General features: G+C 62.4%; 15 protein-coding genes and 1 riboswitch. Of the genes, 6 read left to right on the top strand and 9 right to left on the bottom strand.

Annotation, left to right across the window (positions count from 1 at the left end; translation table 11 throughout):
• Nucleotides 1-19 precede the first annotated feature (19 nt).
• From CLV89_RS02480 to CLV89_RS02470, 3 genes are read right to left on the bottom strand one after another with little or no spacing between them, the layout of a single operon-like run.
• Nucleotides 20-1,000, bottom strand: a complete 981-nt coding sequence (locus CLV89_RS02480) for a YcjF family protein (protein WP_106162034.1) — start codon at nt 998-1,000, stop codon at nt 20-22.
• Nucleotides 997-1,461 (bottom strand): GNAT family N-acetyltransferase, encoded by a 465-nt coding sequence (locus CLV89_RS02475; protein ID WP_106162033.1) that lies wholly within the window; start codon nt 1,459-1,461, stop codon nt 997-999. The genes CLV89_RS02480 and CLV89_RS02475 overlap by 4 nt, the downstream gene beginning before the upstream one ends.
• Entirely contained in the window at nt 1,458-2,876 is a 1,419-nt protein-coding gene (locus tag CLV89_RS02470) for a YcjX family GTP-binding protein (protein ID WP_165798078.1), read from the bottom strand. Before CLV89_RS02470 ends, CLV89_RS02475 begins: the two co-directional genes overlap by 4 nt.
• A 172-nt stretch (nt 2,877-3,048) precedes the next feature.
• Between CLV89_RS02470 and truA the strand changes: the two genes are divergently transcribed.
• On the top strand, nt 3,049-3,828 hold the full coding sequence (gene truA, locus CLV89_RS02465; RefSeq protein WP_106162032.1) for a tRNA pseudouridine(38-40) synthase TruA: 780 nt from the start codon (nt 3,049-3,051) through the stop codon (nt 3,826-3,828).
• A gap of 47 nt (nt 3,829-3,875) precedes the next feature.
• Here truA and CLV89_RS02460 read toward each other — a convergent pair whose 3' ends face one another.
• Both CLV89_RS02460 and CLV89_RS02455 read right to left on the bottom strand, forming a co-directional pair.
• On the bottom strand, nt 3,876-4,667 hold the full coding sequence (locus CLV89_RS02460) for a thioesterase family protein (RefSeq protein WP_106162031.1): 792 nt from the start codon (nt 4,665-4,667) through the stop codon (nt 3,876-3,878).
• Entirely contained in the window at nt 4,664-5,899 is a 1,236-nt protein-coding gene (locus tag CLV89_RS02455) for an acyl-CoA dehydrogenase family protein (protein ID WP_106162030.1), read from the bottom strand. The genes CLV89_RS02460 and CLV89_RS02455 overlap by 4 nt, the downstream gene beginning before the upstream one ends.
• 98 nt (nt 5,900-5,997) lie before the next feature.
• Between CLV89_RS02455 and CLV89_RS02450 the strand changes: the two genes are divergently transcribed.
• Nucleotides 5,998-6,933, top strand: coding sequence for a 2-hydroxyacid dehydrogenase (locus CLV89_RS02450; RefSeq protein WP_106162029.1), 936 nt, complete (start codon nt 5,998-6,000; stop codon nt 6,931-6,933).
• A 289-nt stretch (nt 6,934-7,222) separates the two neighbouring features.
• Here the strand turns inward: CLV89_RS02450 and gcvP are convergent, their stop codons facing one another.
• From gcvP to gcvT, 3 genes are all read right to left on the bottom strand, one after another.
• The gene (gene gcvP / locus CLV89_RS02445) at nt 7,223-10,072 is read right to left on the bottom strand and encodes an aminomethyl-transferring glycine dehydrogenase (RefSeq protein WP_106162028.1); all 2,850 of its coding nucleotides are present in this window, start codon (nt 10,070-10,072) and stop codon (nt 7,223-7,225) included.
• A gap of 126 nt (nt 10,073-10,198) precedes the next feature.
• Nucleotides 10,199-10,558: a glycine cleavage system protein GcvH gene (gene gcvH, locus CLV89_RS02440; RefSeq protein ID WP_106162027.1), complete on the bottom strand. Its 360-nt coding sequence runs from the start codon at nt 10,556-10,558 to the stop codon at nt 10,199-10,201.
• 42 nt (nt 10,559-10,600) lie between these two features.
• Nucleotides 10,601-11,725, bottom strand: coding sequence for a glycine cleavage system aminomethyltransferase GcvT (gene gcvT / locus CLV89_RS02435; protein WP_106162026.1), 1,125 nt, complete (start codon nt 11,723-11,725; stop codon nt 10,601-10,603).
• 187 nt (nt 11,726-11,912) lie between these two features.
• Nucleotides 11,913-12,015, bottom strand: a riboswitch (glycine riboswitch).
• Nucleotides 12,016-12,173: 158 nt separating this feature from the next.
• On the opposite strand from gcvT, the gene CLV89_RS02430 reads away from it, so the two are divergent.
• The 4 genes from CLV89_RS02430 (at nt 12,174) to CLV89_RS02415 (ending at nt 20,224) form a co-directional block, all read left to right on the top strand.
• Entirely contained in the window at nt 12,174-13,163 is a 990-nt protein-coding gene (locus tag CLV89_RS02430; protein ID WP_106162025.1) for a type I glyceraldehyde-3-phosphate dehydrogenase, read from the top strand.
• Nucleotides 13,164-13,328: 165 nt separating this feature from the next.
• Nucleotides 13,329-15,161 carry an autotransporter assembly complex protein TamA gene (locus CLV89_RS02425; protein WP_106162024.1) on the top strand — a complete coding sequence of 611 codons (1,833 nt, stop codon included), beginning with the start codon at nt 13,329-13,331 and terminating at the stop codon, nt 15,159-15,161.
• Nucleotides 15,158-19,168 carry a translocation/assembly module TamB domain-containing protein gene (locus CLV89_RS02420; RefSeq protein ID WP_106162023.1) on the top strand — a complete coding sequence of 1,337 codons (4,011 nt, stop codon included), beginning with the start codon at nt 15,158-15,160 and terminating at the stop codon, nt 19,166-19,168. The genes CLV89_RS02425 and CLV89_RS02420 overlap by 4 nt, the downstream gene beginning before the upstream one ends.
• Nucleotides 19,169-19,237: 69 nt before the next feature.
• Entirely contained in the window at nt 19,238-20,224 is a 987-nt protein-coding gene (locus CLV89_RS02415) for a glycosyltransferase family 2 protein (RefSeq protein WP_106162022.1), read from the top strand.
• Nucleotides 20,225-20,232: 8 nt separating this feature from the next.
• On the opposite strand, the gene CLV89_RS02410 is transcribed toward CLV89_RS02415, so the two are convergent.
• A complete protein-coding gene (locus CLV89_RS02410; RefSeq protein ID WP_106162021.1) occupies nt 20,233-21,012 on the bottom strand; it encodes a WecB/TagA/CpsF family glycosyltransferase in 780 nt (259 codons plus the stop codon).
• Nucleotides 21,013-21,130 lie beyond the last annotated feature (118 nt).

The raw sequence follows: 21,130 nt of genomic DNA, 5'->3' as shown, positions 1-21,130 counted from the left end.
TAGCCGTCTTGCTGGATCTTCACTTCACGAAGCCCCGGAGCGCGCGTTGCAGTACTTTGCCCAAGCGTGGTTTCGGCGCGCCCTCAAACCCCATGGGCCGACACACCTCTATCGCGGCGAGCCCCACTCGCGCGGTCAACGCGCCGTTCACCAACCCCTCGCCAAATCGGCGCGAAAGCTTGGACAGAACAGACGCGCCGAGCACAGGCTCCAACAGGTCGTCCCCCACCGCGACAGCGCCGGTTGCCACCAGGTGGGACAGGACCGCACGCGTCAACCGCCAGGAGCTGAAGAACCCGGAGCGCCCCCCGTAGATCTCGGCGATACGGCGGATCATGCGCAGGCTCGACACCAACGCGGTGAGCACATCCGCAAGCGCCAGCGGCACCAAGGCGGTAACCCCGGCCACCTGCCGGGCTGCGGCCTCCACCTCGACCACGGCGCGCGCATCAAGCGGGCGCATCAATTCGGCTTCTGCCAGGTCAATCAGCGCATCCGCATCAAGGAGCTCCGCTTTGCGATCAGACAAGTTACGCTGCGCCCATTCCAGATCCGCGCGGCCTGCATAGAAACGCTGCAGCGCCGCGACCTGTGTTTGGGCCTCTTTCAAAGTGCCCGTGCGCGCCTTGGCACAGGCCTGTCGCAGATCGTCAACGCGACGCACCCGCGCCACCGCCGCCAGTTCGCGCAGACAAAACAGCAGCGCCGCCAGCGCCAGCCCGATCAATGCCGCCGAAACGATCAGACCAAGGACCGGGATGCGGTCCAGAAGGCTGGTAGCGTAATCCCAAGCGGCAACAGAGACGATTGTTGTGATCAAACCGGCGACACCGGCCCAGATCCAGCCCCCCCAGCCAGAGCGCCGCCCCTCTCCCATCGCCTCAACCGTTGCTTGCAGCGCCGTTGGTTCGTCGAGATCGGGCACCGGCGGCGCATCGCTGACGCTCTGCTTTGGCTCATCTTCGGGCTGCAGGTCAAAAACGACGGGTTTACGGCTCATGTCGTGGTCTCCATCTGGTCGGCCTGCCAATGGTATTCGATGTCGGGCAGCCCCTCGGTATTGCGCTGCCCGTTACTGCGACGCACCTCTGCAAACCCTTCGCGCAGATAGAAACGCTGTGCCCCCGTGTTGGCCTGAAAGGTCCAGAGCGCTAGGTGCGAGACCTGCTGCTTTGCACGATCAAGGAGCGCCTTACCAATCCCACGTCCACAGGAGGCGGGGGCGATATAAAGCGAACAGACCTCGGCCCCATCCCGCGCCAGAAAGCCCTCGATCTCTCCGGCATGCGCGGTCTCTGCCACCGTCACCCAGCCTCGGGCGATCATACGGTCGCAAAAGGAAATGGCCTCTGCCAGCGAATGCTCCTTGGGCATCCACAGAGTGTCCTGTTCAAACCGGTGCAGGATGACACCGATCCGGCTCGCATCCAGAGGTGTTGCAGGGCGCAGTCGCAGCGTCACAAACGATCTCCGAACAGAAATTCTGCCGCGCGGTCCAACCGGATGTGAGGTGGCCCGTCGCCCGGCTTCAACACCAACGGCTGTGGCGCAAATCGCATAGATGCGTAGCTCCCATCAAGCCAGCACTCTGCCCCCTGTCGCGCAGGCGTCAGCAATTGACGCGGATCCTCGGGCAAACGCCCCGGATAAAGCGCCGCGGGCTTGCCCGTGTCCGCCAAGAGCCCGCGCACACAGGGCAATTCTGCTCCCTCATGTGTGCGTAATTCTTCGGTCGTGGCACGCAATGCCGCCAGCGACAGCGCGGCAGTTTCAGCCCCGGCGAATTGCGCCCTGTCACGGGCATCCTGGGTCAATGCCTCAATGATTGCCGTCAATTGCGGGTGCTGCTGATGGTGCAAGTGATCCGCCTTGGTGGCTGCAAAGAGGATCTTTTCCACCCGCTTGCCGCGCAAAATCTGGCTCAGAAAACCGTTGGAGCCGGGGCGGAAACTCCCCAGGATATCCGTCATTGCGCGGCGTAGATCTTCCATCGCAGGTGGGCCGGAATGCAGCGCGCCGAGCGCGTCCACCAACACAACCTGCCGATCAATCCGCGCAAAGTGATCGCGAAAAAACGGGCGCACGACCTGGGCCTTGTAAGCCTCGAACCGGCGCGCCATCTCGCGGGCGAGGCTGCCGCGCGGCGCGGTCCCCTCGGGCAAGGGGGCAAAGGTCAACACCGGAGAACCCGCAAGATCGCCGGGCAACAGGAACCGCCCCGGGGTGCAGTCATAATACCCCCCCGCACGTGCCGCTTGCAGATAGTCGGCAAAGGCCGATGCAAGCCCCTGCGCGAGGGGTTCATCATGCGCCGCATCCGGATCAGCCGCCCGCACAGCCGCCCGGAACGCCTTTGCTTCGTCGCGCGTCTCGATCCGGCGTAGGACATCGGCAGACCAGCCAGCATAGTCCTTGTCGAGAAGGGACAGATCCAGCAGCCACTCACCGGGGTAATCAATGATGTCCAAATGCAGCACCTTCGGCCCGGTCAGCCCCCCGAACAGGCCGGACGGACGCAACCGTAAACTGAGGCGCAATTCGGACACCGCGCGGGTACTGTCGGGCCAATGGGGCTCTGGTCCGGTCAGCGCGCCAAGATGGTTTTCAAAATCAAATCTCGGCACCGTGTCGTCGGGCTGCGGCTGCAGATAGGCCGCCTCGATACGGCCGTCCCGCTCTGCCGACAATTGCGCCATGCGGCCCCGATTCATCAGGTTGGCCACCAGAGAGGTGATGAAGACCGTCTTGCCCGCACGCGCCAGACCGGTAACCCCTAAGCGCAGAGTCGGCTCCGCAAACGGGCTGGACACCACGCCGCCCAGAGTTCCCGCGCCGCGCAACACCCCATCGGCCACATCCGCAGCCAGCCCTGTCACTCCTGATCCTCGCACCACCTGCTGCCCCGTGTCTTTGCTTGTGTTTCAACGCTCTGCCCTTGGCCTGCGCCTATGAACATAGGCATCCTGACGACCGGTTGCCAGTCTGCATCCTGCGCACCCGCAGAGCAGGGGCTTGCCAGCTTCGCCCCAGCACGCTACGCCGCGCGTCATGCCGCGTATTGCTCTCAAAGTCGAATATCATGGAAAGCCATTTGCCGGCTGGCAAAGGCAGAAGGATCAACCCTCGGTGCAGGGAGCGATCGAGGCTGCCCTGGCGAAACTCGAACCGGGAGCGCACACGATCGCCGCTGCCGGTCGCACCGATACGGGCGTGCATGGTCTGGGTCAGGTGGCACATTGCGACCTGCAGAAAGACTGGGATCCCTTCCGGCTGAGTGAAGCGTTGAACTACCACCTGAAGCCTGCGCCGGTTGCCATCGTCGATGCCGCTCGTGTGGACGACGACTGGCATGCCCGGTTCAGCGCCATCGAACGACAGTACCTGTTCCGGATCCTGATGCGACGCGCGCCGGCGACACATGATGCCGATCAGGTCTGGCAGATCAATCACCGGCTGGACGTGGATGCGATGCAGGCGGGTGCGAACCACCTGCTCGGCAACCATGACTTCACGACGTTCCGCTCGTCGATCTGCCAGGCGGCCAGCCCGGTCAAGACATTGGATGAGTTGCGGGTCGAGCAGGTCCAAGGCCTTTCCGGCCCGGAGATCCACTTTCACGTCCGCGCGCGAAGCTTCCTGCACAATCAGGTGCGTAGCTTTGTGGGCACGCTGGAACGTGTCGGCACAGGTGCATGGGCCCCCGAAGACGTGCGCGACGCGCTGGCAGCACAGGATCGCGCCGCCTGTGGGCCGGTCTGTCCGGGGCACGGGCTCTATCTGGCACGGGTAGGCTATCCAGATCCCGTTTTCCCCAGCGATCACGCCTGACCAGCCGGCCCTTCCCTGCAAGACCGCCTGTCTGCCTGCAAGCCGCCCTAACTGGCCGGGAACAGGGTCAATGTCTGCAGGGCTGTGCCCACCGGCCCCTTGGCGTCGAACAGCACGGCCTGTGACATGCCAATCCCGTTCCCGTGCCAATGCGAAATCGCGTCAGCCGCGTGCCACCCCGGTTCCGGCGCGCGGTGGATCTGCAGGGTCAGGTCCGTGTTCATAAAGCCCATCTTGGTCGCTGGCAGGTTCCAGGAGATCCCGTTGCCGCAATCCGCAAGCGCACAGATGCCCTGCACCGGGGAGGTCGGCTCTCCCGCCACCAAATCCGGTGTTCGCAACCAGATCATCTTGGGCCCCGGACCAAACTCATGGCCGGGCGGGTATTTCGTCTCCAGCAGGTGCGCGAAATTCGGCAGGTCGTGCCGCCCTGCCCCGATCGCAAAGGGACCAGCCTCGGCCTCTTCGATACGAGGGGTGGCGATCTGTGGCGTCGGCACCGGGCCGATGTCGCGTTCTGCCAGATGCATTGTTGTCGCCTGAACCAACAGCGCGTCATCCAGGTCGTGCACTGTCACCCGCGTGGTTGCGAGGGTCCGGGTATGACGGGTGGTTTCCGCAGCCACACGAATTCCGGCGAGCGGCACCGGGCGCAGCACATCCATGGTCAGCCGGGTGAGTTGCTTCTCCGCGCCGACCTCGACCTCCGCCGCCCGGGCCACCAACCCCGCCACGGGTCCAGCGTGGCAATGATCCACCGACCATGCGCCGCGCGCCGGATCATTGCCGACAAACACGCCATCAGCGCGCTGGTGAAAAAACGCGTCTGCTTCGGTCACATCTTTTCCTGTGTGTACTGTTTGAGTTCCGCCCGCGCGACCTGTCGCCGGTGCACCGCATCCGGACCATCAGCCATGCGCAACGTGCGCACATGGGTCCAGGCGCGCGCCAACGGCGTGTCCTGACTGATCCCCTCGCCGCCGTGCATCTGCACCGCCTCATCTATGACCTTGAGCGCCACACGAGGGGCAATCACCTTGATCTGACTGATCCAGGGCGCCGCAGCTTTGGCGTCGCCCTGATCCATGTACCAAGCGGCCTTGAGGCACAGCAGCCGCGCCATCTCGATCTCCATCCGGCACTCCGCGATGATATCATAGTTGGCTCCAAGCTGTGCCAATGGCTTGCCAAAGGCCTCGCGTTGCAAAGACCGCCGGCACATCAGCTCCAGCGCCGCCTCTGCCTGACCGATCGCCCGCATGCAGTGGTGAATACGTCCCGGCCCCAGCCGTCCCTGTGCGATCTCGAACCCGCGCCCTTCCCCCAGCAGCGTATTCTCCGCCGGCACCCGCACGTCGGTAAAGCGCATGTGCATGTGACCATGCGGTGCATCATCTTGCCCGTAGACCTGCATAGGTCGTAAGACCTCGATGCCAGATGCCTCTGCCGGGACCACGATCATCGAATGACGCTGATGTTTAGGCGTGTCGTCCCCACCGGTCCGCACCATGGTGATGTAGACGCGGCAGCGCGGATCACCGGCCCCCGAGATCCACCATTTCTCACCATTCAACACATAGTCATCGCCATCCCGCACACAGGACATGGCGACATTGGTCGCATCCGAACTGGCCACATCCGGTTCTGTCATCAGGTAGGCAGAGCGAATTTCCCCGGCAAGCAAGGGCTTCAACCAGCGCTCCTTCATTGCATCTGTGCCGTAGCGCTCAAACACCTCCATATTGCCGGTATCCGGCGCGCCGCAGTTGAACACCTCTGGCCCCAAGGGGGTCTTGCCCATTGCCTCGGCGAAATAGGCATACTCCACCGTGCTGAGGCCAAGCCCCCGATCCGAGTCGGTCAACCAGAAGTTCCAAAGCCCTGCCGCCTTCGCCTTGGCTTTTAAGCCTTCGAGAATTTCCGCCTGCCGCGGGGTGTAGGCCCAGCGGTCCCCCTTGCCGATCTCAGAATGATACTCGGCCTCTACCGGCATGATATCGTCACGCACCATAGCAACCACCCGATCCAGAAGCAGCTGCACCTCCGACCGTAGTCCCAGATTCATTTCCATGGCGCACCTCCCGATTTGCTTGCGCAGCATGGCTTGGCAATCTGCGTCCTGTCCAGCACAGTGACGGCACGTCATAAGAAGAGACACTGGAGTGAAAGATGGCACTGTTGATCGAAATCGGACACCGCGGTTGGTACAGTGAAGAGGCTCTGGCCGCGGAGTTCCGCAAACTGTCCCCGACAGCCGACATCCGGACAGCAGACGCGCCAGGCGATTTGTCGGACATCACCATGCTGGCCGTATCATCGCTGAAATCCGATTTGCCGACGCGGCTGCCAAACCTGCAACTGGTGCAGAAACTGGGGGCCGGGGTGGAGACCATCGTGAACCACCCATCCCTCGCGCCACAGGTCCGCGTGGCGCGACTGAAGCCGCAGGAGCCAGCGCGCGAGATTGCGCAGTATTGCCTCGCATATGTGCTGCGTGGCACTCGCAACATGAACTATCATGAAAAGGCGCAGAGCCGTGCTGCTTGGGACCCAATAGCCCCGCACCGTCCGCAAGAGGTCACCGTCGGTGTTCTCGGCCTCGGCCATATCGGTGGCCTCACGGCAGAGCTTATGCGCGACATGGGGTTCAACACCATGGGCTGGAGCCGCTCGCAGAAGGACATCGAAGGCGTCACCTGCCTCACCGGCGACCAAGGGCTGAACAGCCTCCTGTCCAGTTGCGACTATCTTTGCGCCATCCTGCCCGCCACCGAGGCAACCCGTGACCTGCTGAATGCGAAGCGCCTCGCACTGATGAAGGAAGGCGCCACTGTCATCAACGCCGGGCGCGGTAGCCTGATCGATGAAACCGCCCTTGCATCCGCCCTCGACCAGCGGCGCCCTGGCCACGCGGTGCTCGATGTGCTGCGCACCGAACCCTTGCCAAGCGACAACCCGCTGTGGAGGCACCCTCACGTCACCATTACCCCACATGTTTCGGGCTGGCACCTCGGCGATGCACTCGGTGATGTCGTCGAAAACCTGCGGCGGCTGACAGCGGGCGAGCCTTTGTTGCACGAGGTCGACCGCAGCCGCGGCTATTGAATGCAATGGCAGCGTGATTTTGGCCGGTGGTGCAGCTGCGCGTGATTGTGGGGGCCAACAGCTTACAGCCTCGCGTGCCGGATTTCTAGTTGGCGCCACCTCTCCTGAGTAAAGGGGCCAGCGCACAGCGCTTCGCATATCGCTGACGACACCCGCGGAAGATCGAACCGAACCCCTGCAGTGACCATCACGCCAGCGCCAAACGCGCAGGGCCCTCCCCGCATGGGAAGGGCCCTGCTGAGACCTGTCGCGCCCCCGGGCACCGGGGGCGCGTCCATGTAACTGTGATCTATTCCGCCGCCTCGGCGTACTCCTCCATCGGCGGGCAGGTGCAGATCAGATGACGGTCACCATAGACATTGTCGACACGATTCACCGGTGGCCAGTATTTATCGACCCGGAACGCCCCCGTCGGGAAACAGCCCTCCTCGCGCGTGTAGGGACGGTCCCAGTCCTTCACCAGATCTTCCATCGTGTGCGGTGCGTTCTTCAGCGCGTTGTTTTCTCGCGCCATGTCGCCGTCCTCGATCGCCTTGATCTCGGAGCGGATCGACAGCATCGCTCCGACAAAACGGTCCAGCTCTGCCTTGGTCTCCGATTCCGTGGGCTCCACCATAAGCGTGCCCGCGACAGGCCAGCTCATGGTCGGCGCGTGAAAGCCGCTGTCCATCAGGCGCTTGGCCACATCATCAACCGTCACGTCCGCGCTGTCAGCAAAGGGGCGGGTGTCCAGAATGCACTCATGCGCGACCCGACCCGTCGGCCCCTTATAGAGCACGTCGTAGGCCCCTTCGAGGCGCTTGGCGAGGTAGTTCGCCGACAGGATCGCCACTTTGGTCGCCTGCGTCAGACCTGCGCCGCCCATCATCAGGCAATAGGCCCAAGAGATGGTCAGAATCGAGGCCGACCCCAGCGGAGCCGCCGAAACGGGCCCTTCACTGCCGCCAGTTTCCGGATGCCCCGGAAGATGGTCAACCAGATGCGACTTCACACCGATCGGGCCCATGCCGGGGCCACCGCCGCCATGGGGAATGGCAAAGGTCTTGTGCAGGTTCAGGTGGCTCACATCACCGCCCAGATCACCCGGACGGCTGAGGCCCACCATGGCGTTCATATTGGCGCCGTCGATATAGACCTGACCGCCAAAGTCATGGGTGATCTTGCAGACCTCATGCACAGTCTGCTCGAACACCCCGTGCGTCGAAGGATAGGTGATCATGCAACCCGCGAGGTTCTCGGCGTGCTTTTCCGCCTTGGCGCGGAAATCCTCCAAGTCGATATCACCGTTCTCCGCCGATTTCACGACGACCACTTTCCAGCCGACCATCTGCGCGGAGGCGGGGTTGGTGCCATGGGCGCTCATCGGAATGAGGCAAATGTTGCGATGCCCCTCGCCCTGCGCCTTGTGATAGGCGGCGATGCTCAGCAGACCCGCGTATTCACCCTGCGCGCCGGAATTCGGCTGCATGGAAATCGCGTCATAGCCAGTGATGTCGCAGAGCTTTGCCGACAGATCCGTGATCATTTCACCATATCCGGCCTGCTGGTCGGCGGGCGCAAAGGGATGGATGGTTGAGAACTCCGGCCAGCTCAGCGGCATCATTTCCGCAGCTGCGTTCAGCTTCATGGTGCAGGAGCCCAGCGGGATCATCGCCCGATCAAGCGCCAGGTCGCGGTCCGCGAGACGGCGCATATAGCGCATCATCTCGGTCTCGGCCCGGTTCATGTGGAAGATCGGGTGACTCAGGTAGTCCGACTTGCGGTGCATGTCCGCTGGAACCCGATATTCGGGCGCGAAGTCATCATCCGCCCGCACGATGCCAAAGGCACGCCAGACCGCCTCGATGGTTTCGGGACGCGTTGTTTCATCCACCGAGATGCCGACGCGGGTCTCGCCAACACGGCGCAGGTTGATCCCTTCGTCCACGGCAGATTTCATTACCGCCGCCTGCAGCGGGCCGACATCCACGGTGATGGTGTCAAAGAACGCCTGCGGGTCGACCTTGAAGCCGGCCTCTTCCAGCCCTTTTGCCAGACGCACGGCCTTGCGGTGGATGCGCTGCGCGATGGCCTGCAACCCTTTGGGGCCGTGGAAGACCGCATACATCGACGCCATCACCGCCAACAGCGCCTGCGCGGTGCAGACGTTGGACGTCGCCTTTTCGCGGCGGATGTGCTGCTCGCGGGTCTGCAGCGACAGACGATACGCTTTGTTGCCATGGGCATCGATCGACACCCCGACAATGCGTCCCGGCATGTTGCGCTTGAAGGCATCCCTCGTGGCCATATAGGCCGCATGCGGACCACCTGCCCCGACAGGCACGCCAAATCGCTGGGTGGAGCCGACGGCAATATCCGCCCCCATCGCGCCCGGTTCCTTCAGCAGGGTCAGGGACAGCGGGTCGGCGGACACGATGGCGATGCCCTTGTGTTCGTGCAGCTTGGCGATGTGATCGGTGAAATCACGCACATGCCCATAGGTGCCCGGATATTGGAACAGCGCGCCAAAGACCGCTTCGGGGTCCATCTTGTCCGGGTTGCCGACGATCACCTCGATGCCCAGCGGTTCGGCGCGGGTTTTCACCACGGCAATGTTCTGCGGATGGCAGTCGCGGTCGACAAAGAACGCCTTGGCCTTCGATTTCGACACCCGCCCCGCCATGGTCATCGCCTCGGCGCAGGCGGTGGCCTCGTCCAGCAGCGATGCGTTGGCGATTTCCAGGCCGGTGAGGTCGGAGATCATCGTCTGGAAGTTCAGAAGCGCCTCAAGACGGCCCTGCGAGATCTCGGGCTGGTAGGGCGTATAGGCCGTGTACCAGGCAGGGTTTTCCAGAATGTTACGCTGGATCGCGGGCGGCGTCACGGTGCCGTGGTAGCCCTGACCGATCAGCGAGGTCATCACCTTGTTCTTACCCGCCACCTCGCGCATGTGAAACAGCAGCTCGCGTTCGGACATCGGGCGACCAAAGTCCAGGGCCTCTTTCTGGCGGATGGATTTCGGCATGGTCTCGTCGATCAGCGCATCAAGGCTGTCGGCGCCGATCACCTTGAGCATCTCGGCCATTTCATCCGGCGAGGGGCCAATGTGGCGTCGGTTGGCAAAGTCATAAGGAAGGTAATCTGTCGGTTCGAAAGGCATCGCTTGCCTCCTTAAGGTCAGTCAGATTCAGGTCCAAGAGGCACAGCACAATGGGTCGGGCAAACCCGTTGGTGCCAGTGTCCATACGAAATGGCCCGCGCCATGGGGCAGCGGGCCAGAAGTGCATCAGCCGATGAAGTCCTTGTAACCGGCCGCATCCATGTAATCGTCCATCGGCGACATGTCAGAGACCTTCAGCTTGAAGAACCACGCCTCGCCTTCCGGGTCGTCGTTGACCTTGTTGGGCTCGTCCACGATGGCTTCGTTGACCTCGACAACTTCACCATCCAGCGGCGCCAGGATGTCAGAGGCAGCCTTGACGGATTCGATCACCACGATCTCGTCATCCTTGGTCACTTCGCTGCCCACCTCGGGCAGTTCGACAAAGACCACATCGCCCAGTTGCTCGGCGGCGTGCGCGGTGATGCCGACCGTCACGATTTCGCCTTCGACCTGCAGCCATTCGTGTTCTTCGGTGTATTTCATGGGTACTCTTCCTGTGTTGACCGTTCTTTCGGGGACGGGTGTTCAGCGTTTGAAGTTTGCCGCCACGAAGGGCAGCTTTGCAACTGTGACGGGCACGCGCTTACCGCGCAGCTCGCCAAAGATCTGGGTGTCGATGGCGGCGTGTTCTGCCGTGACATAGCCCATGGCAACCGGCCCGCCCACCGTGGGGCCAAAGCCGCCGGAGGTGATGGTGCCGATGGGCGCGCCGCCTTCGGAGCTGGCATAAAGCACCACGCCTTCGCGCATGGGCGCGCGACCTTCGGGCTTCAGGCCCACACGCTTGCGCGGGGCATTCCCGCCAAGATCGGCAAAGATCGCATCCGCACCGGGAAAGCCGCCCCCGCGCGCGCCATCAGGGCGACGCACCTTCTGGATGGCCCAGCCAAGTGTGGCCTCAAACGGGCGTGTTTCCGTATCGATATCATGCCCATAAAGGCACAATCCGCCCTCAAGCCGCAGCGAATCCCGCGCACCAAGGCCGATGGCCTCGACATCCGGGTGCTCCAGCAGCGATTTGGCAAGATTTTCGGCCACAGCGTTGGGCACGGATATCTCGTAGCCGTCCTCGCCGGTATAGCCAGAGCGGGAGATCCACAGCTCGGCCCCCGCATATTCAAACGTCGCCACATCCATGAATTTCATGGCAGCAACGCCGGGCACCAGTGCCTCCAGCGCCGCCTCGGCGGCCGGCCCCTGAAGGGCCACCAGCGCGCGGTCGGTGACCGGCTCGACCTTGATTTCGGGTTCCAGCGCGGCTGTCATGCGGGCAATATCGGCCTCCTTGCAGGCCGCGTTCACGACGACAAACAGATGGTCGCCGCGATTGGCGAACATCAGGTCATCCTCAATGCCGCCGGCGTCGTTGGTGAACAGACCGTAGCGTTGGCGCCCCTCAGAGAGGCCCAGCACATCCATCGGCACCAGTTTTTCAAAGGCTTTTGCGACGGCCTCAAAGCTGTCGCCGCGCAAGATCACCTGACCCATATGGCTGACATCGAACAGCCCGGCCTTTTCGCGCGTGTGGATATGCTCTTTCATGATCCCCAGCGGGTACTGCACGGGCATAGCATAGCCTGCAAAGGGCACCATCTTGGCCCCGAGGCTCTCGTGCAATTCCGTAAGGGGGGTGGTCTTCAGATCCGACATTTCGGCCTGCCTTCCGCGTCTGCGGCCGGTGCGGTCAATTCACAACATGTCAACGCGTCGATTGGCATCCGGCATCCAAGGTTATGCGCAGGCCCCGCCTGCACGCTTTGATGCCCCCTCTGTCCCGTTCGCCTGAGATCGTTATCCCTTCGGCGTCCCGGTCTGGCCGGGCTCTCTCCAGAGTAGTCTCGCGCACACGGTCCGTTTGGCCTGAGAGTTTCCGGGGCGGTTGCTCCTTCGGCACCGAGTTCACGCGCTTTCGCCCGGATCGGTTCTCCCATGTGCTGCGGCGGAAGCTACCAGCGCCAATGGGCTGGCGCAAGACGGAATCCGTACCTATCCTGTCGCAAATGGTGATGAATTCGCGCTGGACTGCGATTGTATCAAGGCCGTCCATTATTGTGCGGGTGGATTGCCGGAGCCGAGAACCGCTGCCATAGCTTTGCCCATGAAGATAGCAATCAATGGATTCGGCCGCATTGGCCGCACGATTTTGCGTCAGATCCTGAGCAGCCCTCGCGGTTCGGAGATCGAGATCGCCTGCATCAACGACATCGCCGATCCGGAGATGTGTGCCTATCTGTTTCAGTATGACAGCACCTTCGGCCCCTACCCCGGCTCGGTCTCGCTGGGTGACGGCACCTTGTGCGTCGACAACCGCTGCATCCCGCTTCATCAACAGGCAAATATCACCAATCTCGATTTGTCAGAGGTCTATATCCTGCTGGATTGCACGGGGATCGCGCGCACCACCGACCTGGCAGAACGCGGCCTGAGTGCCGGTGCGAGCAAAGTGCTGATCTCTGGCCCGTCCCCTGCGGCTGAAGTCACCGTCGTCTATGGCGTCAATCAGGCCGATCTGGCAGGTGCGAAAATCGTGTCCAATGCCTCCTGCACGACCAACGCCGTTGCGGGCCTGGTGCAGCTGGTGGATCAAGTGGCAGGCATTGAGAGTGGTCACATGACCACCATTCATTGCTACACAAATTCGCAACCGATGGTGGACACCCCCCGCGGTGACTTTGCCCGGTCACGTGGCGGGGCGCAGTCGATGGTGCCGACCACCACATCGGCGATGCATCTGATAGATGTCGTCATGCCGCATCTCAAAGGCCGGATTTCCGGCGCCGCCGTCCGCGTCCCGACCGCCAGCGTTTCTGCCGTGGATCTGGTCGCGCGCCTCAGCAGCACGTGGGATGAAGGCGATCTCCTCGCGGCACTGAAAGCGGCGGCTTCGCAGTCGCCCATTCTTGGCTGGACCGATCAACCACTGGTGTCCTCCGATTTGCGTGCGCGCCCGGAATCGCTGATTTTGGCGGCCCCTGAGACCCGCATGGTGGAGGGTCAGCAACTGCGGGTCTTTGGCTGGTATGACAATGAATGGGGATTTTCGGCTCGGATGCTCGATGTTGCACGGGCCATGACAGCGCCTGAGTAGTCGGCAGATTTCCGCCGCCTTGCGCCACAACTGCAACTCCACGTAGAGCTGTATCTTGCGCGAAGGTTTTCTGACATTCGCCAAGCGTGTAGCGTCGACATAATGTTCCGCCGGCCTACCTGGCTCGGACAACAAGAAAACCGATTGCTCGCTGCCGGAGACCCAATGACCAGCTTTCGCCACCCGCGCCCGACCGCGCGCCGCCTTCTTCGCGCCCTGCGGCCCCTGTCTCTGGCTATCGGCTTTGGCGTGGCGCTTCCGGGGGCCGCGCTTCATGCGCTTGAGGCAAACCTCTCCGCACCCAAAGCACCGGAGGAGCTCACCGACAAGCTGGAGGGCGCCAGCGCCGCGCTGATCCTCGGCGACGGTGCAGAACTGCAGGAAATCATTGCCGCCGCGCTGTCCGACTACCGTACTTTGGTGCAGGTGCTCTATGACGCCGGATATTTTGCACCGGTCGTGAACATTCGTCTCGATGGGCGCGAAGCCGCGGCAATCAATTTGCTGAACCCGCCGAGATCAGTGGACAAGATCGACATCTCGGTTGATCCCGGCCCCTCCTTCACCTTCGGTCGCGCCGTAGTCAGACCACTGCCAGCCAACGAACCTGCCAATCTGCCAGCGGATTTTGCATCCGGACGCCCTGCAAGCACGGGTGTCATTCAACAGGCGGCAACTGCAGGACTGGGCGCATGGGACCGCGCGGGCCACGCCAAGGCAGAACTGTCAAATCAGTCCATCACCGCCGATGCGGTCAAACAGCGCCTCGATGCGGACCTACAGATCGCGCCGGGGCCCCGGCTGCAGCTGGGCAATCTGCGGATCACCGGACAGTCTGACGTGCGGCGCGAAGCGATACAGCGCATTGCAGGGTTTGCAACGGGGCAAACCTATCACCCGGATCTAGTGTCGAAATCCGCCACCCGCCTGCGCCGCACCGGCGCTTTTTCAACCGTGACGGTAAAGCAGGCAGAGACACCAAACCCGGACGGCACGCTTGATTTCATCGCCGAGGTGGAAGACCAGCCCAAGCGCCGTTTTACCTTCGGCGTTGAGGTGTCTTCGTCCGAAGCGGTAAAACTCAGCAGCAGCTGGATGCACCGCAATCTCTTCGGCGCGGCAGAGCGGTTGAAGATCGACCTGTCTGTCAGTGGCCTTGGCACCAGCGAACTCGACGGAAGCGTCTCGGCGCGTCTGGACCGCCCTGCGGCCCTTGGCACGGACAGAACGCTGTTCTACCTCGCCGCGCTGGAGCAATTGCAGGAAGAGCACTACACCGCCAGAAGCGCAACGGCTGCCATCGGGGTTCGGCGCATCGTCTCTGACACCACATTTGTCGAGGGCGCTTTGGGACTGCGCTATGTCAAAGCCGATGATGCCTTTGGCGACAACCGGGAATTCAAGTATTTTGCCGGGCGTCTGAGGGGCGAAAAGGACAAACGAAACGTCAAGACCGATCCGTCCGCCGGCTACTATCTTGATGGCGAGATCGTGCCCTTCGTCGGTCTGGGTGGCGGCGACCCCGGCGTGCAGATCAACATCGACGCCCGTGGATATAAATCGCTCGGCAGTTCTGGTCGCATCGTATTGGCCGGGCGTGTTCAGCTGGGCTCCCTGATCGGGCCCGACCAGAATAACGTCTCACCAACATTGCTCTATTTCTCTGGCGGGGCAGGATCCGTGCGCGGGCAGGAGTTCCAGTCCCTCGGCATCGACGTCGGCGGCAAGACAGCAGGCGGGCGCGGATACCTCGCGCTGTCGGGCGAGGTGCGTGGCCGGATCACCGACACGATTTCGCTCGTCGGGTTCTACGACGCAGGCTTTGTTGACCAGGACAGCTTTGTCAGCGGTGACAGCGAATTCCACGCAGGCGCGGGCCTCGGCCTGCGGTATAATGTAACCGGGATCGGTCCGATCCGGCTTGATCTGGCGATGCCTGTTTCAGGTGATACCGAGGACGGGCTGCAGTTTTACATCGGCATAGGACAGGCGTTTTGAAACATACCGTTCGCACCCTCGTCACCGTCACCGGCCTAACCACCTGCACCGCCCTGACGCCTTTGTCTGCAGTTGCGCAGCAAGACGCCTCGGAATCCGGCGGGTTGCTGGTTTCTTTTCTGGAAGACACGCTATCAGGCGACAGCCGCTCCATAAACGTGCAGGGGCTCGAAGGGGCATTCTCCTCACAGGCCAAGATTGCCCGTCTGACAGTGTCGGACGAGGACGGCGTCTGGCTGACCGTCGAAGGCGCTGAACTCGACTGGAACCGGTTGGCGCTGGTACGAGGGCGGTTTTCGGTCAACCGCCTCAAAGCAGATCGTATCATCGTCGAACGCAGCCCCAAATCCCTGCCTGCCGATCCGGACCTGCCAACACCTGAGGCGACGCCCTTCTCGCTGCCGGACCTGCCCGTTGCGCTAGAGATCGGCGAAATCGCCGCAAATGAAATCCTTCTAGGAGAGGAGCTTGCAGGGCAGGAAGCCTCCCTCTCCGTGACCGGCGCCCTGTCTCTTGCGGACGGTGCGCTGGACACCACTCTGCGTGTGGCCCGTCTCGACCGGCGCGGCGACGCACTCTCTCTGGCGGCATCGTTCTCAAACTCGACAGAGCAATTGTCACTGGATCTTGCCTTGCAAGAGGCCTCCGGTGGCTTGCTGTCCGATGTGATGGACATTCCCGGACGTCCGGATCTGAGCCTTGCGATCAAAGGCGCGGGCCCGCTTGAGGATTTCAGCGCAGACATTGGATTTGCAACCAATGGCAACGACCGGATCAGCGGAACTGTCAGCCTTACCGGGCTTGCCGATGTTGCCGGCGGGGCGGATGCAGGTCTGGCATTTGCCGCCGATCTGGGTGGCAATATCGATCCGCTTTTACGGCCGACCTATCGTCCGTTCTTCGGTCCGGGCCTGCGGGCCAATCTGAAAGGGCGCACCTTGCCAAGCGGCGGCGTAGAGCTGGAAAGCCTCGCGCTACGCACCCGCGCCTTGCAACTGACCGGAGCCCTCTCCCTGGAGGCGGGGAACCTGCAGACCGCAAACCTGAAGGCTGCGATCACGCCACCTGACGGTCAGGCCGCTGTCATATTGCCGGTGCCCGGTGCAGACACGACTGTTGCCGGTGTCTCCCTGACCCTGCAGAAACCGGCGGACGAGAACTGGCAAATCAACGGTGAGCTGGACCAACTACGAACACCCGACATGGCCATTTCCCGCGCCGTCATCAACGCGGCTGGCGCATTGGATCAAAGCGCAGGCTTTGCGCTTGACGGGGCCATTGACGCGCGGTTGAACGGGTTTGTTCTGGCAGATCCAGCCCTTGCCGCCGCCACTGGCAGCGACCTTACGCTGAGCGCTCGCCTGACCACCAAAGAAGGTGCCGATTTCCTGATCCGCGATCTGGACGTGCAGGGAGAGAGCTACGCGGCGCGCGGCGATGTGCGCTTCAACGGCGTCGAGAACGACCTTCGCATTGCAACCGAGCTTGCGCTGACCGCCGACGACCTGAAACGTTTTTCCGAGATTGCTGGGCTGTCGCTGTCCGGGTCAGCAATCGCCGATGTAACAGGCCATTTCCAACCGTTGAGCGGCGCCTTTGGTGTGGATCTGGCATTGACCGGACAGGACCTGGGCACCGGGATCGCCGATGTCGACCCATTGTTGACCGGCGAGAGCACGTTGAAACTGGTGGCCGCGCGCGACACATCCGGTGTGCGGATCGACCAGTTTGACCTGCAGGCGACCGAGATCAGCGCCACCGGCCAGGGCACCCTCGACAGTGGCGAAGGCGCCTTGCGCCTTGACGCCCGGCTCGCGCGGCTTGATCGCTTCGTCCCGGAACTGCCCGGCCCCCTGACCCTATCTGCGAATTTCGACCGCACAGGTGACCGGCTGGATGGGACAGCGGAGTTACGCGGCCCGCGCGAGACGTCGATGGATCTGGACGGTAGCTTCACCCTCGAAGGCGCGGCGGATTTTGCGTTTGACGCCTTCGTCGCCGCACCAGAGGCCTTTGCCCCGCAACTGGCCGGAGCCCCGCTGGTTGCAAAGGGCACCGCCACCCGCCGCGACGGGCGCTGGACCGCACAGACCGATCTCAGTGCAACCGGCGGCGCACAGGCCCGCATCAAGGGCGCGTTTGACGAAGCACAGGGCGCTGTGGATCTGGATCTCTCAGCCTTGATTGCGCGCATCGAACAATTTGCCCCCTCTATCAAAGGGCAGGCCACCACCAAGCTGACAGCTACACGCCGCAACGGTGAATGGCAGGCCGAAGGTGATCTGACCGCTCCCGGCGACAGCACGGCGCGCTTTGATGGTTCATTTATCGAAGCTTCCGGCGATGTCGATATGAACCTGAAAGCCGAGGTCGCAAATGTACGCGCTTTCACCGACAGCCTCGGAGGTTCCGCCTCCGCAGATATCACGGCCTCCCGCCGCGCTGGAGAATGGAACGGCGGCGGCGATGTCACGGGGCCAGCAGGGGCTTCTGCAACGCTGGACGGGCAGTTCAATGAGAATGATGGATCAGCCCGTATCAATTTCGATGCCATGGTGCGGCAACTGCAGCAGGTGATACCCGGCCTCGATGGTGTCCTCACCGCAAAGGGCGACGCCAGCCGAGAGAATGGCGTCTGGAGCGTCGAAACCACAGCGGATGGCCCACTTGGGATCGACTCTCGCATTGCGGGCACATGGGACGAAGCACAGGCGGTTGCGGATATCACCGCCAAAGGCTCGCTGCGCCTTGAAGGCGCAAACGCCTTTCTGAAGCCGAACCTGCTGAAGGGGCTGGCACGGTTCGATCTGGCCCTGCGCGGACCGGCACAACTCAGCTCCGTCAGCGGAACCGTGACGACCGCAGACGCGCAGCTGGTCCTGCCGCAAGCAGCCCAAGCGATAGATGGTATCACCACCCGCGTCTCGCTCAGCAATGGCTCTGCCACGCTGTCGCTCAGCGCGCGCCCGCGCGATGGCGGACAAATTCAAGTCAGCGGGCCGGTCTCGCTCAATGCGCCTTACAACGGCAATTTGCAGATCTCCCTGGCAGAGGTCGTCTTGACCGACAATCTCTCCTACAAGACCTCGTTGGGCGGCGATTTGCGTCTATCAGGTGCGCTGGCCGGCAACAGCAGCCTTGGTGGGCGCATCGATGTCGGTGAGACAAATATCAACCTCAACACCGCAGGTGGTGCCGTTTCTGCTGCCCCGATCCCACCCATCCGACATCGCGGCCAATCAAGGGCACAGATCACCACCAGAGCACGTGCCGGGCTGATCGAGACCGGGTCCGGTGGCGGTGGCAGCAAGACCAATATCGCGCTCAATGTGCTGATCAGCGCCCCCAACCGTATCTTTGCCCGAGGCCGCGGCCTCAATGCAGAGCTTGGCGGTGCAATCACGGTGCGGGGCACAACTTCAAATCTGGCGCCCTCGGGACAGATTGGCCTGATCCGCGGCACCTTCGACATCCTTGGCCGTAGGCTGAACCTCGACGAAGGGCGCATCACTCTGCTTGGAGACCTGAAGCCCTACCTGGAATTCACATCCACCGCGAACACGGAACAGGGCACCGCGACCCTGTCGATTTCCGGTCAGGTGGACAGCCCACAAATCAAGGTCACATCCGACCCTCCGCGCCCCAGCGAAGAAGCATTGGCCCTGCTTTTGTTCGGGGACAATATTCAGGATATCTCGCCGCTCGCTCTGGCCCGACTGGCAAGCTCCGCCCTGACGCTCAGCGGTCGCGGAGGAGGCGCGCAGAAGGCCCTGCGGGACAGTACCGGCGCCGACAACGTGGACATCGGGGCCGATAACCTCGGGATTGGGCAACTCGGGCTGGGCGGCTATCTCGCAGACAACGTCTACACCGACCTCAACATCACGTCCGAAGGCGATAGCGAGCTGACCATCAACTTGGATCTTACGAAATCCCTGACCGTCACAGGCAAAGCCGATAGCGAGGGCGAAACCGGGCTTGGTGTTTTCTTCAAGCGGGATTATTGAGCTGCGATTTCGTCCATATAGGCTGACTACAGTCCGGGTGGCCGAAAGGCACCACAGAGGCCGCATGTCATGAGCACCGTCCCCCCGCCCCCTGACGCGCCGCAGCCGCAGATCGACGCGGTTGTGATCGGTCGCAATGAAGGCGAGCGCCTGCTGGCCTGCCTCGACAGCCTTGCAGGACAGGTCAGGCGTATCATCTATGTCGACAGTGGCTCCAGCGACGGATCTGTTGCAGCCGCAAAAGCCCGCGGGGCGGAGGTCGTCCAGCTTGATATGTCGCGCCCGTTCACCGCGGCGCGCGCCCGCAACGCGGGACTGGATCGGCTGTCTGCAAATACCAGCGACGGGTTGGTCCAATTTCTGGATGGCGACTGTAGTCTTGACCCTGGCTGGTTGCGGCAAGGCGCGGATTTTTTAGCACAGCATCCAGATGTCGCGGTCGCTTGCGGGCGGCGACGGGAACAAAACCCAAGCGGCAGCATCTACAATTGGCTGTGTGACCTGGAGTGGGATACGCCCATCGGTGAGGCCAAGGCCTGCGGCGGCGATGCTTTGATGCGCCGCGATGCGATCCGTCAGGTTGGCGGGTACCGCGACACCTTGATCGCGGGCGAAGAGCCTGAGCTTTGTGTGCGGTTGCGCAAGGCGGGGTGGAAAATCTGGCGACTAGATGAGGAAATGACCCGTCACGATGCTCAGATGACACAGTTTTCGCAATGGTGGAAACGGGCGCGACGGGCAGGTCATGCCTTTGCGGAGGGCGCCCACTTGCATGGTGCGCCGCCCGAGTGTCATTGGGTCGCCGAAACGAGGCGGGCCATGGTCTGGGGGGCGGTCTTGCCGGGCCTCATTGCACTGACATGGTCCCTGCTTCCCCTTCTTGGTAGCGTGCTCAGCTTGATCTACCCGCTGCAGTTTCTGCGCCTGTCCCGACGCGATGGCCCACGGCGGGCGTGGTATAGCATGCTGGGCAAGTTTGCCGAGGCACAGGGCGTCGTGGAGTTTCACCTCAACCGCTTGCGCGGCAGGCATCGCGCCCTGATCGAGTACAAGTAGAGCCCACGTCAGCTGTCCTGAGCGCGCACATCATCCCTCTGTCGCCGGATCCGCAGGGCTTGCGTGACCTGTCTCGGCAGGATCGCGAAACACTGCGCATAACGCGGCACGAGGCGGGCCGGGCTGCTCAACATGCGCCACAACCACTCCAACGCGAGTTTACGCATCCACAGCGGCGCACGGCGCTGAGCCCCGGTCACGAAATCGAGCCCCGCGCCGATTGATGCAAACCCGACCTGCGGTGCCAATTGCCGTCCAAGCGCGGCAAAGCGTTCCTGCTTCGGAGCACCAAGCGCGATAAAGCACATGCCCACCTTCTGCTCTGCCAATTCGGTCAAGATCCGCCGAGATTCGTCCCCCTCGGGATCAAAATTCCTGCTGGGCGCCTGCACATAGGTGATCTCCAGTCCCGGCACCCAGTGCATCAAGGCGGTGCGCGCCTCTTCAAGAACTGGCTCCGTTGACCCCACCAATGCCACCTTGACGCCGCTCTGCGCTGCCATTTTGCATAGGGGCGTGACCAGATCAGATCCGGGCATCAGCTCAACAGGCCGGTTCGCAATCCGCGAAAGCCAGACAATCGGGCGACCATCCGCGACGATGAAATCCTGCGCCTGATAGGCGCGCAGAAACACCTCATCGCGTGACAGCTTGACCAGGTGATCGAGGTTGACGGTCGCCAGCGCAAACCCTTCAGCGCACTGAAATCTATTCGTTATTTCAACGGAGAACTTGCGCGCATCTGGGACATTGACCACAATACGCTGATTGTTAAACAGAAAGTGCATGGCGCATCAGATCATTTTTCATCGGCTGGTTAGTAAATATTGTTTCTTGCAGGGTACATATGGCAGAGCTGTCGTATACTGCTACCCTCGGATTTAGGTCTAAGTGAGGCGAGATTAG

The organism is Tritonibacter scottomollicae (genome assembly GCF_003003215.1).
Lineage (GTDB): Bacteria > Pseudomonadota > Alphaproteobacteria > Rhodobacterales > Rhodobacteraceae > Epibacterium > Epibacterium scottomollicae.
This window is presented reverse-complemented; position numbering and strand designations above follow the sequence as displayed.